Source organism: Halolamina salifodinae (assembly GCF_017874235.1).
GTDB lineage: Archaea > Halobacteriota > Halobacteria > Halobacteriales > Haloferacaceae > Halolamina > Halolamina salifodinae.
On sequence record NZ_JAGGLC010000002.1, the window covers coordinates 160,314 to 176,390 of the forward strand.

Below are 16,077 nucleotides of genomic sequence, written 5' to 3' on the forward strand. Positions count from 1 at the left end.
TCAGGCGAGCTCGTCGTACTTCTCCAGCACCATATCGAAGTAGTCCTCGTCCATTAGTCGGGGGTTCTGCACGCGGTGGAAGTCATCCAGCACGAACGCGGTCTGCTCACGGTCGAGACCGTAAGCGTGGAACGCAGCGGCGTCGAGTTCGGCTTGTACCTCACGACGTTCGTCCATATCTGTTGCCGGCTCGATACTGCCCAGCCGGTCGCGCATCTCCTCAAACTCTTCGCCGTAGCAGTTGAGCCGGGCGGCTCGCGTGGAGATGTAGTCGAACCACTCGTCACCGTTTGTAAGCTCCGGAACCTGCGACTCCTCGAACTTGTACATCACTATATGCGTGTCAACCTTTGTACGCATCAGGAAATCAAAGGGAAGACTGTTGATAAGTCCAACAGCCACGAATAACTCCTTATTGGAGAACACTCGCTTGTAGGCCGAATGCAGGGTTTCCTTTTCGAGGTCTTCCTCCGAGGGTTCCACCGTATAAGGTCGAACTGTGTGGAGGGTGTTGTGGCAGACTACGCCGTCCGGGATGACAGAACTGATGATCGTTCGTTCGTCAGAGGAACGTGCAACGTCCCTGAAGACGATACGGGGTTGCGTGCAGTCAAGTAGTACGTCGTCCTCGCTCAATTCATGTCCCCGATGGTCTTCAAGAAGTTCGTTAACGAAGCCAACCTGCGAACCCGTCCCGTCAAAGGCATCGTAGACAGCGCGCTTGAGTTTCCGGATCTGCTTCTCTCGGATACGGCGCTTCGCGCTTAGGTCGGGGTCCCTCTCTTCGCCAACACTCCAAAATTCGGGGGGTTCAATTCCATGGAAATCGTCGTTGTGCACGAACTGGTAGATGTTACTCCCGCCGAGAACCGGATAGGCGCCCCGCGAGGGGTTTTCTACGAACCGGTCGGTATCATTAGTTCGGTCGAGTTCCCGGTATGGGTTCGCGAACCAGCCGTCTCGGGACTCGTCCGCAACCGGTGGATGCTTCAGAACTTCAGTCAACACATCTACCTCCTCCTGTGAATCAACGTAGGGGAATATTCGGGCTTCAGGAGAATACCGTTCCATCACTAATCGAGGAATCAGTAACCCCTTCTCCTCGAAGTTCTCAAGGATGGACAAAGACTCGGGACCAATCTGCTGGAAGGTTGCGTGAAGTTCCTCGGTCCGTCCCTCGTTCTTGAAGACCGTGACGCCGAAGTTGTACTGGTAGTGAACGAGCGGGAATATCCCCCTGTTCTCGAAGGTGATTATCGACTCAATCGTCGTCTCGTTCAACAGATGCATCCGGAGGTCTTTCGCCGACGACCCATTGTAGATAGCCCCCGGAAGCACCTGCGCAACGTACCCGTCATCTCGGGCGATTTGAAATACACGCTCCAGGAAAAGTGCCGACAGATCGTTCTCTGTCCCCTCAGTTCGGCCCGCTACGGTCGGGCGCTGAAGTTCGTAAGCATCTGAGTTATTGAAATAGTCGGCCTGTATCTGGATATTCCGTTTGTATTCTTCCCACGCTTCCGCTATCTCTGGGTCCTCTAACAGCTCCTCCTGTCGCGCATCCTTTGCTTCGGGTAGCAGGGTGATGAAGTCGGTATCGTACCGCGAGAAGAAGTCATCGCGGAGTGGCTTGATTCTGTCCCACGGCGGGTTCCCAACAACCACGTCGAAGCCACCATCCGCGTACACTTCAGCAAACTCAAGCACCCAGTTGAACGGTTCCATCGTCTCGACCGTCCGGGGCGTAATGTCGTCGATACCAGCCTCAACGAAGTCCCCGTGGATGTTCTCAGTCAGTTCTTTCCGAGCATCGCGTAGCTTTTGATTCGCGCATTCACGGTGTTCTTCAGCAGTCTCGCTGTCGAGTGCCTGCTCGTGTGCTTCGATCTCGTCAATAATGTCCCTGTATCGGTCACGAACGCTGTCCTCGCTAAAACTCCCCAGCGTTCGGTCGCCCTCTTCAGTAGTTTCCGGGAAGCCGGTATATCCAATCAGGCTGTTCCCTTCTCGAAGGTTGAACGCGACGTTTGGGAGTGCGAGGGCGTCGTCGGCGGCAAGGTCGTCTACGTTCTCGGTGTCAAGTTCCGCAATCACCGAGAGCCAGCATCGGAGTTTGGCAATCTCGACAGCCGACCCCATCAGGTCTACCCCGTAGATGTTGTTCAGAACGGTTGTCTTCTTCAGCTTGTACTCGTCGGGGAACGGTTCGTCGTCGTCCTCGTCTGCGTTCCTGCTGTATAGAGCTTTCCGGACGTTGACGATCTCTTCGAGGACGGAGGTGAGAAAGTGACCGCTCCCGCAAGCGGGGTCGACGACCCGGAACTCGTCCACCTCTGCAAGTAGGGCACTAATGAGGCCCCAACTCCCGGGAATATCGTTGATGAGTTCGTAGACGGAGTCGTAGCGCTCCACCTCTGGTTCGGGCCAATCGCGTTCCCCCATTAGCACCGTCTGGAAACGGTCGAGGAGGGCGGGTCGAACAGTTTCCTCGGCGCTGAATCGGGTGATTTCGCTGGGGGTGTAGTACGCACCGAGTTCCTTGTTGGTGTCCGCGTTGTCGCTGGTTATGTAGTTGATAGTCTTCTCGAAGACGTTCCCCAGAACACTCGGGTCGAGGTCCGTAGGTGCGCCGCCAGCCGAGAAACTATACCGCTCCAGCAGGTCGATAATGGAGAACAGAACCGAGTTCCGAACGTCGAAATCCTCTTCCTCGAACTCTCCGTCGTCACCGTTGATAGTCGGCCGGAAGAGGCCGCCGTTGAGGTAGGGAATGTCTTGGAACAACTCGATTTGCTGGACCTGCGGGGAACGACTGCCCACCTCCTCGTTCATCACGTCGTAGAAGAGCGGTTGAAGGAACTCTCCATAGAACGTGCTCGTGTACGTATTCTCTTCGTAGGTCTCTTTCAGAGTGCGAAGCAGGTCCGGTTCGACCAGAGACTTGTCTTCGAGGAACTTCACGAAGACCAGCCGGTTCATCAGTTCGACCGCGAACAGTCGAGAATCGTCCTCGGTTGCGGCGTCAGGAGCGACGACGCCCTCGCCGACGAGCGAGCGGGTGGTCTCCTCGTCCTCGCTCACGATACCGAAGACGTACTCAATGTAGTCGTCGTAGAACTCGTCGGTGATCTGCTCTTTCTTCTGCTTGATGACCTGCCGGGCGTCGCTGGCGATGGAGACGAAGTTCTCGAACTCGAAGGTCCTGATGAGCCGGACGACCTCTTCGCGGTCAGCGTCGAAGACTGCCTCCGAGAGGTCGTCGCGGGCACCTATCTGGTTTTCCAACAGAGCGAGGAAGACCGGTCGCAAGTCCACTTCCTCAATGACGTTGTGCGTGTACGAGTCCGGGTCGTATCGAACGAACACCCATCGGATACCGTCGGTAGCGAAGCCGAAGTCGGACTCAAACTCTCGTTGGCTGAGCCAGTCTTTGACCTGCCCGATACCGTGGTCTCGGCTGTGGAGTTTCTTGTTGATTGGTTCTGCCTCCACGAGGAGCCGGGTAGAGTCGATATCGGCGTGGTCCCGAAGCGAGATGGTGTAGTCGGCGACCTGCGTTTGTCCACCGGAGAGACCGCCGGCCTCCGAGCGGTACTCATAACCGAGGGCGTCAAGAAACGGCTCAATAACAGCCTCCTGTGTGAACGATTCGGGCTGGAGACCGTCTCGCGTGTATTCGCTCTTGAGCCGGTACGAGCCGGGGTCCTTCCGTAGAGTTGTGAGCAGGTGTTCGTCGTCTATCTGATCTCTCAGATTGCTAACCACGTTGTCGATAGCTTCGAGTATGGCATCGGTCTCGGCGTCGGTAACGCTGGTTTCGAACTCTTCGGCGACGAACTCGGCAGGGGTTGATGGGGGTGCTGAAGACATAATTTCGTCAGCCGGCTGATTACTGCGTGATGGCACCCACGGCGGTATAAACGTGCGGGTAGCCACCCAATTAGGTTACCTCCTTCCTTCGATTACGGCGGGAACGCCGGCTCCCGTCGAGTGCCTACGACTCGGGGGCTGGTCGGAGGTCTCGCCATCGAAGGTCTTCGACTCCACCGCTATCCAATTCCACTCGGAACAGGTATGCGTCTCTCTCGTCGCCGGTTTCTCTTGGTGCGTCATCCCTGAGGACGTCGGAGACAGTCCCGTTCTCCCCGTGTAGTCGGTCGTGGTCTGGGTCGGTCTCGTCGGGAATATCCACTCGAACGCTGTCACCCTCTCTGAACCGGCGCATCTACACTTCAACTACACCCCCCTTCTTAGTTACCTCTGTCCACTCACAGCCGCAATCCTTGCAGCTGTATCACGCCTAGACAACGATACCGTTATTCCGATGCGTCGATTCCCCTAAACGGGTTTCCGCCTAGATCACGGAGCCCAGCCCGTCTATCCCTATAGGCGGGCACTCTGACACGCACTAGCGGTAGCTTTCTACAGGTCGAGATATCGGACTGACCCCCTCGACTGACGTGACTGCCCACGTGCCCCAGTCGGGATAGGGAACCTGGCGTGTGTCCGCCGGCCCCGCCCGCGCGGTTCGGCGCCGACCGGCGAGTGAGAGTGGCCGGATTTTTACGCGGGACCGCTGGACTCCTCATCAACGTATGTCCGAGGAGTCGAACCCGGAGGCCCCACCGGAAGGAATGGCGGGGCAGCCGGGAACCGAATCAGTCGAACAGTCGAGCGACGTCGAGTACGGTATCGACGAGCGCCCGTCGGCCGGTGAGTCGGCACTGCTGGGGCTCCAGCACTACCTCACGATGGTCGGCGCGAACATCGCCGTCCCGATCGCGCTCGCGACCGCGATGGGGATGCCCAAGGAGTACCAGCCGCTGTACGTCGGGACGTTCTTCGTCGTCTCCGGGGTCGGCACGCTGCTCCAGACGACGTTCGGGAACCGCTACCCCATCGTGCAGGGAGCGACCTTCTCGATGCTCGCGCCCGCCATCGCCATCATCGGCTTCGTCGGTGAGGGCAACTGGGAGCAAGCGATCCTCGCCTTACAGGGTGCGATCATCGTCGGCGGGATCGTCGAGATCCTCATGGGCTACTTCGGCGTCATGGGCTGGCTCAAACGCTATCTCTCGCCGGTCGTCATCGCGCCAACCATCGCCCTCATCGGCCTCTCGCTGTTCAGCGCCCCACAGGTCACGATGGCGAGTCAGGCCTGGTGGCTGCTGGGGCTCACGGTCCTCCTGATCGTCGCCTTCAGCCAGTATCTCGACGACGCCCACCGGGTGTTCCGGCTCTACCCGGTCCTGCTGGGCATCGTCGCCGCGTGGCTGGTCGCGACCGTGTTCTCCGTATTCGGGGTCATTCCCGCCGACTCGCCGGCGTTCATCGACCTCACGGTCGTCGCCGAGGCGAGCCTGATTCAGGTGCCGACGCCGCTCCAGTGGGGGATGCCGACGTTCCAAACCTCCTTTATCATCGGGATGTTCGCGGGCGTCGTCGCCTCGATGATCGAGTCCTTCGGCGACTACCACGCCGTCGCGCGCCTCGCGGGCGAGCGAGCGCCCTCCGCGCGCCGGATCGACCACGGGATCGGGATGGAAGGTGTCGCCACCGTTTTCGCCGGGATCATGGGCACCGGGAACGGGTCGACGTCCTACTCCGAGAACATCGGCGCCATCGGCCTCACCGGCGTCGCCTCGCGGTTCGTGATCCAGGTCGGCGCCGTGTTGATGCTCGTCGTCGGCTTCTTCGGGCCCTTCGGCGCGCTGATCATGACCATCCCCGACCCCATCGTCGGTGGTCTCTACATCGCGATGTTCGGGCAGATCGCGGCCGTCGGCCTCTCGAACCTGAAACATGTCGACCTCGACTCCTCCAGAAACGCGTTCATCATCGGTATCGCGCTGTTCCTCGGTCTCGCCATCCCGGCGTACATGGGCAACGTCGGGAGCGCCGCCGCCTTCCAGCAGGGCGTCGCGAACACGCCGGTCGTCGGCTGGGTCCTCACCGCGCCGGTGGTCCCCGACGCCACGCTCAAAATCGTCGCCGACACGGTGTACGTCGTCGGCGGGACGGGGATGGCCGTCGGCGGCCTCGTCGCGTTCGTCCTCGACAACACCGTCGACGGCACGCGCGCCGAGCGCGGCCTCGACGAGTGGGAGGAGCTAACCGAGGAGTCGGGCGCGTTCCGGTCCGCCTACGAGCGCTTCCTGAAGGGGGACTGAACGCGCGAGCGTTCGGCTGTCTGCCGGGTTTTCCGGCCGGCGACTCAACAAATAACTGTCGACGTTCGGAGCGTTATCGCATGGGGTGGAAGAACCGCTTCGTCCAGGACACCGAGGCTTCGACCTACCGCTTGACCCACGCCACCATCTCGGCGGCCGGACAGCTGCTGGAGTAGATCACGCTCGTGGCCGAGTCGTTGGCCCAGGTGGTCGACGAGGGTCACAGAACGGAGTTCTTGCGCAGGACAGCGAGCTCATGGCCCGGTTCAGGGAACGCATCGCCGCGTTGGAGGCAGCCGGAACGCGGAGGCAGAGATCGCCGAGACCGTTCTCGCGGAGATGACCGAGCACTTCGGCGACGACCTGACGGAGTTCGACCGCGTCGAGACGCCGGAGTAGTTGGATCGTACCGAACCGGTAGCTCAGATAGCCGCTCAGGAGCACCGGTCCGACGACGACGGCGACGATGGTCTCCGCTGCCGGCCGGGCCGCCCAAAGGAGCGTGAGAAGCTGGCAGCCCGCGGCGGCGAATCAGGTAGAACAGCGAGCAGGACAGCCCCACGGCTGCGTGAAGGGCACGGAGCAGCGGGCGACTGACAGCCATGAATCGAGCGATCATCGATGCGTTCGGGGCTGGTAAACGTGCTACTGCTCGCGAGCCTCCAAGCGAGGGACCGCGTTTCCCCGTGCTTCAGTTCCCCCTGAACCCCGTTCATGTAGTCACCCATGAGGGTCATCACGTTCGCTGTACGCGATCTACCGTCGCAAGCCGAGCGTCGCGGGGGCGCCATCTTTCGGTGAGTCATAGGGCGACTTCTCCGGATGGAACGTCGTCGTAGAACGGGGAAGGCCTATGAGCCCTCCAAGATGTCGACCCCACGGGGGGTTGGAGCGGATTGCGGGTCGACGGAAGCTACTTGGTGCGGGGACCTCTTAGCAGCGTTGTATGTCCGGAATTGGGCATGGATTCAGACGCACCCTTGTGGGTTTGAAGCTATTATCGACATTGTGCTGTCGGGATTTGAAATCTGATTCAGACGCACCCTTGTGGGTTTGAAGCCTCCAGTTTCGAGAGCACGGCCCGCAGGTCGGCCATGATTCAGACGCACCCTTGTGGGTTTGAAGCAGCCTGGCGAATAACCTGGTGGTGGCCCAGTATCAGATTCAGACGCACCCTTGTGGGTTTGAAGCCTGAAGAACTTCAGCACACCAGCCACCTGAAGGATCGATTCAGACGCACCCTTGTGGGTTTGAAGCCTCGATGGCTTCCACGATTTCATCCACGACATCGATTCAGACGCACCCTTGTGGGTTTGAAGCAGTCGTGCAGCACGACGACGGGATCAGCGGCGCTCGATTCAGACGCACCCTTGTGGGTTTGAAGCACCTTTATCGCAGTCCCGGGCCGTGATGTCTATGTCGTGATTCAGACGCACCCTTGTGGGTTTGAAGCTGCCTGTAGCCAGTAACCCCACTCATCAGAGTCAAGATTCAGACGCACCCTTGTGGGTTTGAAGCGCACAGGGGATGCAGACGCCGATCACCGGAACGGTCTCGGATTCAGACGCACCCTTGTGGGTTTGAAGCCGCCGAGCAGGCGGTCGAACCGCTTCTCGGCGTTGTCGTCGAACAGGTCGATTCAGACGCACCCTTGTGGGTTTGAAGCACCCGCCGCTCCTCGCCCGGCGGGTCGATTCAGTGATTCAGACGCACCCTTGTGGGTTTGAAGCCCCCGAGAGCGCCCGGCCAACCACACCCCCAACAGATTCAGACGCACCCTTGTGGGTTTGAAGCTGTGGCACGTAGCGACACTATGACGCAAGTAACCGTGATTCAGACGCACCCTTGTGGGTTTGAAGCGTCGGCGGCGCCCGTCGGCCCGCCGCAATGCGAACACGATTCAGACGCACCCTTGTGGGTTTGAAGCGCTGTAGGCCCGTGAGGAGAACCCCACCGCTCCGGGATTCAGACGCACCCTTGTGGGTTTGAAGCGCCGACGCCGACAGCGAGGCCGACCTGAAGAAGGCCGATTCAGACGCACCCTTGTGGGTTTGAAGCGTCCGGCCCGTCGCCGTGGCGAACCACCCGGCGGCGATTCAGACGCACCCTTGTGGGTTTGAAGCTCTTCGAGGACGACCAGGACAACGGCCTCACGCGGCTCGTCGGATTCAGACGCACCCTTGTGGGTTTGAAGCCCACGTCGCTTCCAGATTGTCGTAGCGGTCCCCTTGATTCAGACGCACCCTTGTGGGTTTGAAGCGCCGGACGTACCCGGTGAAAGACCCCGACGACAGATTCAGACGCACCCTTGTGGGTTTGAAGCTCGAAGATCGTCGTGAGGTCGCCCTCGGTTGTCTCGGATTCAGACGCACCCTTGTGGGTTTGAAGCCGAGATAGTGGGCGCGGCGGCGATCGGGAGCGTCGATTCAGACGCACCCTTGTGGGTTTGAAGCCACCGATGAGTCGGGGGCTGTCTCCGCCGGGAACGCGATTCAGACGCACCCTTGTGGGTTTGAAGCATCCACAACGGAGTCCTGCAGCTGGTCAGGGACTGGATTCAGACGCACCCTTGTGGGTTTGAAGCCCGGTTGACTCGACCGGGACCCCGCAGTCCGCGGCCGATTCAGACGCACCCTTGTGGGTTTGAAGCGACGACCAGTCGACCGTCGGCCAGCGCCGAAGTGGGAGATTCAGACGCACCCTTGTGGGTTTGAAGCGACCGGAAGGCCATCAATCTGGAGCATATCGAGAAGATTCAGACGCACCCTTGTGGGTTTGAAGCCGAGGAGATCCCGCTGGTAGTCGAACGGCTCGAACCCGATTCAGACGCACCCTTGTGGGTTTGAAGCGACTGCTCGCCGGTGACATCGCGGTTTATCTCGCCGATTCAGACGCACCCTTGTGGGTTTGAAGCGGATATGGACGCTAACACTGTGGAACTCACTAAGTCGATTCAGACGCACCCTTGTGGGTTTGAAGCACTTACAAGGCCTATCTGTTAAGGTGAGCGCCACGATTCAGACGCACCCTTGTGGGTTTGAAGCGTCTCCTTTCCACCGCGGATGATCCTCCCCCGACTTGATTCAGACGCACCCTTGTGGGTTTGAAGCACCTCTACCGGCCGGCGGCCGTAGTCGGTGATCGAGATTCAGACGCACCCTTGTGGGTTTGAAGCGTCGACCGCGCCCCTATCGGCCCGAGTAAGGACTAAGATTCAGACGCACCCTTGTGGGTTTGAAGCTCCAACTCGGTGCTGGAGGTCCGAAGCGTCTCCTCGGATTCAGACGCACCCTTGTGGGTTTGAAGCCCCGACGCCCGGTATGCCGTCCACGCCGACCACCGATTCAGACGCACCCTTGTGGGTTTGAAGCTCGAAGCGCAGCGAGAGATCGCCGGGACCGATGACCCCGATTCAGACGCACCCTTGTGGGTTTGAAGCGACGTGCAGCCCGGCGAGGTAGAGGCGCTGGCCGACGATTCAGACGCACCCTTGTGGGTTTGAAGCGCCCAGCGGTCGCTCTCGGCGGTCCACACCGGCGATTCAGACGCACCCTTGTGGGTTTGAAGCAACGGCTACGACCTGCTGGGCAACTACGCAAACGGGATTCAGACGCACCCTTGTGGGTTTGAAGCGTGAAAGTGGCGAAGCGACTCCCCGAGGGGTGGTGATTCAGACGCACCCTTGTGGGTTTGAAGCGCGCTTGCGCTGGGGCGAGAACCGGACGGGTTCCAGATTCAGACGCACCCTTGTGGGTTTGAAGCAGCCGGATCAGTCGCTCACTCGCATACTCTCGACTGATTCAGACGCACCCTTGTGGGTTTGAAGCGACTACTACTCGGGGACGCCCTTCTCGGTGCACAGATTCAGACGCACCCTTGTGGGTTTGAAGCGTCGAGGCGTAGGTCCGCGCCGACACCGTCTCCGGATTCAGACGCACCCTTGTGGGTTTGAAGCTTCGTGACCGTCTCGACGGTCTGGCTGATGCGTTGATTCAGACGCACCCTTGTGGGTTTGAAGCTCGCTGGCAGTCAGCTAAGTGTATCGTTGGCGAGATTCAGACGCACCCTTGTGGGTTTGAAGCTTACGCACTTGGCGCCGCTTGGTTATTGATGTCGTGATTCAGACGCACCCTTGTGGGTTTGAAGCCGGTATGCCGATTACGGCATGGCGGCGGCGGTGGAGATTCAGACGCACCCTTGTGGGTTTGAAGCCGGTGTGGATGATCAGGCCGTTCGGAACATCAAAAGGATTCAGACGCACCCTTGTGGGTTTGAAGCGACCCGCACCACACCGCACCACACACGCTACACCCCGATTCAGACGCACCCTTGTGGGTTTGAAGCATCAACGGGCCTGCCGAGAAGGGGGTCGCCAACTGATTCAGACGCACCCTTGTGGGTTTGAAGCCCGGTCTGCGTCGCCCCCAGCACGGTGATGTTGTGGGATTCAGACGCACCCTTGTGGGTTTGAAGCTCCGAGTCGTTCGCGCCGCTGGAAGGCGTGGCGATGATTCAGACGCACCCTTGTGGGGTCGAAGCAGCTTGAACGCGAGGACGTGATCGGCCTCGCTGATCGTTTCAGACGAACTCTCGTGGGGTTAAAGATCGGGGACAGGAACGGTCTCGCCGTCGACGAAAAGGCTTCAGACATCCCTCCGTGAGTTGATCCACCCCGGCGGTCGTAGACGACGTGATTTACGACGTTTCAGAACCCTTGTGGAGGTAAACTTCGGCGTCGGTCAGGTCCGCCTGTCCCGCCCCCTCAGATATTCCCTTGTGGAAACAGAGTGTGGTACCCGACTGGGACTCAACAACGGAAATCCAGATGTTCCCTGATGGGGTTGAAGCTAGTCTTGGGCGTACTCCTGTGTGAGCGTCGCGGGTGATTCCACCCTAATACACGATCGGCTTGATTTTTGACGATCACTGTCTCCGTCCTAGATGTTCGACCTGTAAGAAATATTTATGTGCCCATGGAGTGATGAATGAGCCGAATTGTGACAGCAATAGATAACGAGGGTCCGTGATGCGAGTGCTTGCTCATCTCCGTGCACGGACAGATACAGCGTACCAGAACGACTATCACCACAAGCTCAGGGGTCGGATCTGGGACGCGCTCGAGGACACCGAGTACGAATCGGCACACGACACGAACGACCCGCCCGGGTTCTCTTTCAGTAACCCGTTCCCTCCTCGGGATATGGCCGAGGGTGACGAACGAACGCTCATCGTCTCGGCTCCTCAAGAGGGGCTCCTCTCAGCGGTCGCGACTGATCTCCAGGAGAGCCCGGAGCTGAACGTGGGTGAGATGCCGTTCACTGTCGAGGATCTCACGCCGATCACGCCGGATGTCGGGGAGCCGGGGAGTAGCGGGACGATCGAGACCGGGACGGGGCTACTGGTCCGCATCCCTCCGTGGCGCTGTGACGACTACGGGATCGAGAACCCGGGCGAAGAGGCGGTGTACTGGCGCCCGGAGCACACGATCGAACCACTACGTGAACAGCTCGAGTCGAACCTCGACAAGAAACACGGCCTGTTCGGCCCAGAGTATCTCCCAGGACCGAGCGAAACCGATGGCGACCTCTTCGAGGGGTACGAGCTCCTGAAGACGTTCGCCGTCCCGCTACAGGTGACGACGGACCAGAAGCTGACCTACGTCCTCTCGAAGTGGCAGTTCGACTACACGGTCACGGACGACCACCATCGACGCCACCTCAACCTCGCGCTGGACTGTGGATTGGGCGAACGGAACGCGCTGGGACTCGGGTTCTGCAACCTCGTCGAGAAGCGTGACCCGTACGGCGAACCGGCGCCGGAGGTGCACGGATGAGTCTGCTCCCGGAGCCGTCTGTGTTCGAAGAGGACTATGACGACGAGGAGCTGGCGAACGAGCTACCGGACCGACCGATCACGTCGCTTCGTGATCTCCAGTATGTGTACGGCCGGCTGTACACCCTCGCGACCGCCGGCGGCGGCGAGTACGCGGCGTATCTCACGCCGGAGAAGTCGACCGACCTGTTCGACGAACCCGAGAGCCTCCTCTACCTCCGGGTCGACCTGAGCGGCGACGAACCCCGCCTCGACCCCGACCGGCCCATCGGCGTCGAGCGATACGGCGAGGGGAAAGTCGAAGCGGTCGCCCACTCGTGGTTCAACGCGGCCGCGGGGTTCGACCACAGCGTCACACACCGGACGGGCAAGAACAAGGAGCCCGAGAAAGTCGCGGAGTACCTCCACGAGCGCCTCACAGCATGGGCCGCCGCCGACGTGATCCAGGAGGCTGCAGCCGACCACGAGGACGGCTGGATCGTCGACGACCTCGCCGACCTCGGCGAGGCCGAGGGGCTCCGCGAACGCATCGAAACGGCCGTCGACGAACAGCTCGACGGCAAGACGACGGCGCTCACGACCGTCGCAGTCAAACTCGATCCGGACGGCGAGTACCGCCTCCCGGGCGAGGCGAGCCCGGTGTTCAACGAGGCGATGCGGGCACGCAAGCAGTCGAAGCTCGTCTCGAAAGGGGAGGCCACCGACTCCGTCGGTGAGGCGACCGACCTCGTGACCGGTCGTCGAGGGCCGACTGTCGGCACGGCCGAGGACCCGCTGAACTACTTCCTCGGCAAACAACTCGAGAAGTTCCCGGGGTTCGATCCCGACGAGGCGTGGCGAACCCATCCGGTTTCGGAGGACATCGCCGTGACGCTGATGAACGCGAGCACGTTCGTCGACGCCTGCGACTACTACACGATGGGGGCCAACGTCTACTACCTCCCGTACTTCTTCGGCCGACTTGATCCAGAGGACGCGCGAGATCTCTATGCGCTCCTCTACGATCTCGTTCAGAAAGGGGAGCTGAGCCCACTCGAGAGCGCCTACCGCAGCTATCAGGATCGGCCCAGCTTGCAGGAAGTCGGCGAGCGCTTCCGGTTCTACGTCGCCGCGGTGATGGAGCACCAGACCAAGCGCTTCGACGTCTTCGGCGACAGCATGGACGGAACGCTGTTCTCGCCGGTCGAACTCACGCGTGAGCACGAGCGCGTGCTCCGATCGTGGCTGTACGACGCGGAGGACGGCGCCGACCACCCCGACCCCCGGCTACGGGCTGCGTTCCCGACGCCGGACAACTGGGACATCTTCGTCCCGGAGGAGTCGGCACTGCTCAGTACCCTCGCCACGGGCTGGTACTTCGAGCAGACGTTCGCTGCGGGGGACGGCGACGACGCCAGCGCTGACGACTACCGGATCAGGGCACTCGTCGCTGCGCTCACCGGCGACGCTCTCGACGTCGAAGCCCTGCTCGAGGAGTACGTCGACCGGCTCCTGGAGGACGGCGGCGAAGAGTTCCCGAGCTTCCGTGTGGCCGCACAGTACGCCCAACTCTGTGCACTCGCGGGCGCCGGGCTTCTTACCGGCCGCGACGAGTACGCGTCCGTCGCGGAACCACCACAGTTGACGCACGACCATTCAACCGAAGACATGCAACAGAATACACAAGCCCGGGCCGACGGCGGGAACGTCGCCGCGGCACGGGAGACGAAACTCGAACAGTTCCTCGACCAGACGCCAGCGCTCGCGGAGGACCAGCCCGAACGGCGTGGCAGTTTCCTCCTCGGCGTGTTGGTCGGCCAGGTGACCGGCTACCAGCAGGTGAGTGAGGGGCGCTCGACCACACTGATCGACCAGTATCCGATCAAGGCCGTCACGGAGTCGAAGCTGAAGCGGCTTGCCAGCGACGTACTCGACAAGAACGTCGTCTACTCCCGAGAGAACAACATGGCCGGGACGATGTACAGCGAGGTCGTCGACCGGCTGGTGACGACGCTGCCACGGATCGATATCGACGGCGACTGGGAGCTCGACACGACCGACCTCCGGTTCTACTACTCGCTGGGCGTCGCCTACGGGATGAACAACTGGGGGAGCAGCGACGACGAACAAGCCGACGATCAGCCCGCAGCCGGGGAGGAAGAAGCATGACCGACGACACATACGCCGACGACAGCTACGACCCTGTAACGAACCGATCCGAGATCGTCTTCTGCTACGACGCCGTCGACGCCAACCCGAACGGCAACCCACTGAGCGGGGCGAACCGGCCGCGGATCGACCCCGAGACACAGCAGGCGATCGTGACCGACGTTCGGCTCAAGCGGTATCTCCGCGACCAGCTGGACGACGACGGCCACGGTGTCTACGTCCGGAACGTGAAAAACGAGGCGGGGAAGCAGTCTTCGCGTGAGGATCTGCTGGCCGATCGGATGCGTGATCTAGACCCCGACGACTGGGATCTCGGCGACCTCGATGACGAGGAGGAGGCCGAACTCCGTGAAGACGTGTTCGGGGCGTTCCTCGACGCTAGCGCCGACGTGCGCTACTTCGGGGCGACGATGAGCGTCGACATGAAGGGGAGTTACGAAGGGTTTGAGGACTACCTCCCGGATCACTTCACCGGCCCCGTCCAGTTCTCGCCGGGGAAAACCCTCCACCCGGTCACCGAAAACGAGGAGTACAACAGCCTCACCAGCGTGATCGCGACCGGCGAGGGCAAAGAGCAGGGCGGGTTCGACCTCGACGACCACCGCATCCAGTACGGCTTCATCACGTTCCATGGCTTGGTCGACGAACATGGTGCCGCCGACACGAAGCTCTCGATAGCCGATATCGAGCGTCTCGACACGCTCACCTGGCGGTCGATCAAGAACCAGACCATCAGCCGGAGCAAGGTCGGGCAGGAGCCACGGCTCTACCTCCGCGTGGAGTACGAGGACGAGAGCTTCCACCTCGGTGGGCTCACTCGCGATCTCGACATCGACGAGGATCGATCTGTTCCCGTCGACCAGCTCCGGAACGTCCGGGATTTCACGCTCGACGCGAGCGATCTGGTCTCGAGGCTCGGTCGCCACAGCGACCGCATCGCCAAGATCCGTGTCGTCGCGAGCGACGTGCTCGACGTGACCGTCGACGGAGAGACCCACACGGCAGGCGACGAGCCCGGCGAGCACGGCTTCTACGACGCGCTCCGGGAGAAAGTCGGTGAGGACACCGTCGAGGTCGTCGATGTCTACGACGAGGCCGCCGAAACGATGCCCGAGTGATGACCCAAGAGTCACTCGAGGGCCGGACCGACGACGCTGACGGCCTCCCGGAGACGTGTCTCTCCTTCGAACTACGCGGGGAGTGGGGGCATTTCCGACGTGTCGAGGGGAACATCGTCAAACAGACCTACCGCATCATCCCCCGGACGACGGTCGCCGGACTCGTCGCCGCGATGCTCGGGCTGGAGCGGGACAGCTACTACGACGCGTTCGGGCCGGACGTTTCGGCGGTCGCGGTCGAACCGATCGACGAACTCCGGGCGATCAACATGCCCCAGAACACGCTCTCGACCGCCAAAGAGCACATGAACACGATGCCGAGCCGTGGGCACGCCCGGATCTCGATGCCGGACCCGTCGGAGCTCCGCCAGCAACACAACTACGAGGTGCTCGTCGAACCGGCCTACCGCGTCGACCTCCGGCTCGCGAACGACGAACTCCGGGATCGACTGCGCGACCGACTCCGTGACGGCACAGCGTACTACCCGCCGAGTCTGGGCCTCTCGGAGCATCTCGCGGAGGTCACCTATCTCGGCGAGTTCGAGGTAACACCGCGCGAGCGCGAAACCACCGAGGTCGATTCGGCGGTGCTCGAGGCGGTCGATAGCGTCGAGCTAACTCCGGAGACGGAGGTCAAAGTCGAACGCTCGCCGGCGTTCATGACGGCCGACGAGGGTGGCCGGACGACGACAGCGTTCCAGTCGATAGCGTATGCAACTGGAGCGGAGCCACTCCGGGTACAGGACATCGAGACCCACGAGGTCGACGGCCGGCGGGTGATGTTCTCGTGAGTCCGCGGAGGGAGTAAT

The 16,077-nt window shown here is 61.1% G+C and carries 7 protein-coding genes and 1 CRISPR repeat array; of the genes, 5 read left to right on the forward strand and 2 right to left on the reverse strand.

Annotation, left to right across the window (positions count from 1 at the left end):
• Nucleotides 1-3,870, reverse strand: coding sequence for an Eco57I restriction-modification methylase domain-containing protein (locus J2753_RS05360; RefSeq protein WP_209490900.1), 3,870 nt, complete (start codon nt 3,868-3,870; stop codon nt 1-3).
• Between the two features lie 124 nt (nt 3,871-3,994).
• Entirely contained in the window at nt 3,995-4,225 is a 231-nt protein-coding gene (locus J2753_RS14670; RefSeq protein ID WP_345777179.1) for a hypothetical protein, read from the reverse strand.
• A 409-nt stretch (nt 4,226-4,634) separates the two neighbouring features.
• Between J2753_RS14670 and J2753_RS05365 the strand changes: the two genes are divergently transcribed.
• The 5 genes from J2753_RS05365 (at nt 4,635) to cas5b (ending at nt 16,059) form a co-directional block, all read left to right on the forward strand.
• Nucleotides 4,635-6,170 carry a uracil-xanthine permease family protein gene (locus J2753_RS05365; RefSeq protein WP_245334511.1) on the forward strand — a complete coding sequence of 512 codons (1,536 nt, stop codon included), beginning with the start codon at nt 4,635-4,637 and terminating at the stop codon, nt 6,168-6,170.
• Nucleotides 6,171-7,135: 965 nt separating this feature from the next.
• Nucleotides 7,136-10,709: direct repeats of the CRISPR family, unit length 30 nt; unit sequence GATTCAGACGCACCCTTGTGGGTTTGAAGC.
• A 487-nt stretch (nt 10,710-11,196) separates the two neighbouring features.
• Nucleotides 11,197-12,003 (forward strand): CRISPR-associated endoribonuclease Cas6, encoded by an 807-nt coding sequence (cas6, locus tag J2753_RS05370; protein ID WP_209490902.1) that lies wholly within the window; start codon nt 11,197-11,199, stop codon nt 12,001-12,003.
• Nucleotides 12,000-14,150, forward strand: a complete 2,151-nt coding sequence (gene cas8b, locus J2753_RS05375) for a type I-B CRISPR-associated protein Cas8b/Csh1 (RefSeq protein WP_209490903.1) — start codon at nt 12,000-12,002, stop codon at nt 14,148-14,150. The genes cas6 and cas8b overlap by 4 nt, the downstream gene beginning before the upstream one ends.
• Nucleotides 14,147-15,268, forward strand: a complete 1,122-nt coding sequence (gene cas7b, locus J2753_RS05380; protein WP_209490904.1) for a type I-B CRISPR-associated protein Cas7/Csh2 — start codon at nt 14,147-14,149, stop codon at nt 15,266-15,268. The genes cas8b and cas7b overlap by 4 nt, the downstream gene beginning before the upstream one ends.
• The gene (gene cas5b, locus J2753_RS05385) at nt 15,268-16,059 is read left to right on the forward strand and encodes a type I-B CRISPR-associated protein Cas5b (RefSeq protein ID WP_209490905.1); all 792 of its coding nucleotides are present in this window, start codon (nt 15,268-15,270) and stop codon (nt 16,057-16,059) included. The genes cas7b and cas5b overlap by 1 nt, the downstream gene beginning before the upstream one ends.
• Nucleotides 16,060-16,077: the final 18 nt, after the last annotated feature.

Coding starts and splice junctions, on each gene's coding strand:
- cas6 (WP_209490902.1), top strand. CDS start 11,197: ATGCGAGTGCTTGCTCATCTCCGTGCACGGACAGATACAGCGTACCAG.
- cas7b (WP_209490904.1), top strand. CDS start 14,147: ATGACCGACGACACATACGCCGACGACAGCTACGACCCTGTAACGAAC.
- cas5b (WP_209490905.1), top strand. CDS start 15,268: ATGACCCAAGAGTCACTCGAGGGCCGGACCGACGACGCTGACGGCCTC.
- J2753_RS14670 (WP_345777179.1), bottom strand. CDS start 4,225: ATGCGCCGGTTCAGAGAGGGTGACAGCGTTCGAGTGGATATTCCCGAC.
- cas8b (WP_209490903.1), top strand. CDS start 12,000: ATGAGTCTGCTCCCGGAGCCGTCTGTGTTCGAAGAGGACTATGACGAC.
- J2753_RS05360 (WP_209490900.1), bottom strand. CDS start 3,870: ATGTCTTCAGCACCCCCATCAACCCCTGCCGAGTTCGTCGCCGAAGAG.
- J2753_RS05365 (WP_245334511.1), top strand. CDS start 4,635: ATGGCGGGGCAGCCGGGAACCGAATCAGTCGAACAGTCGAGCGACGTC.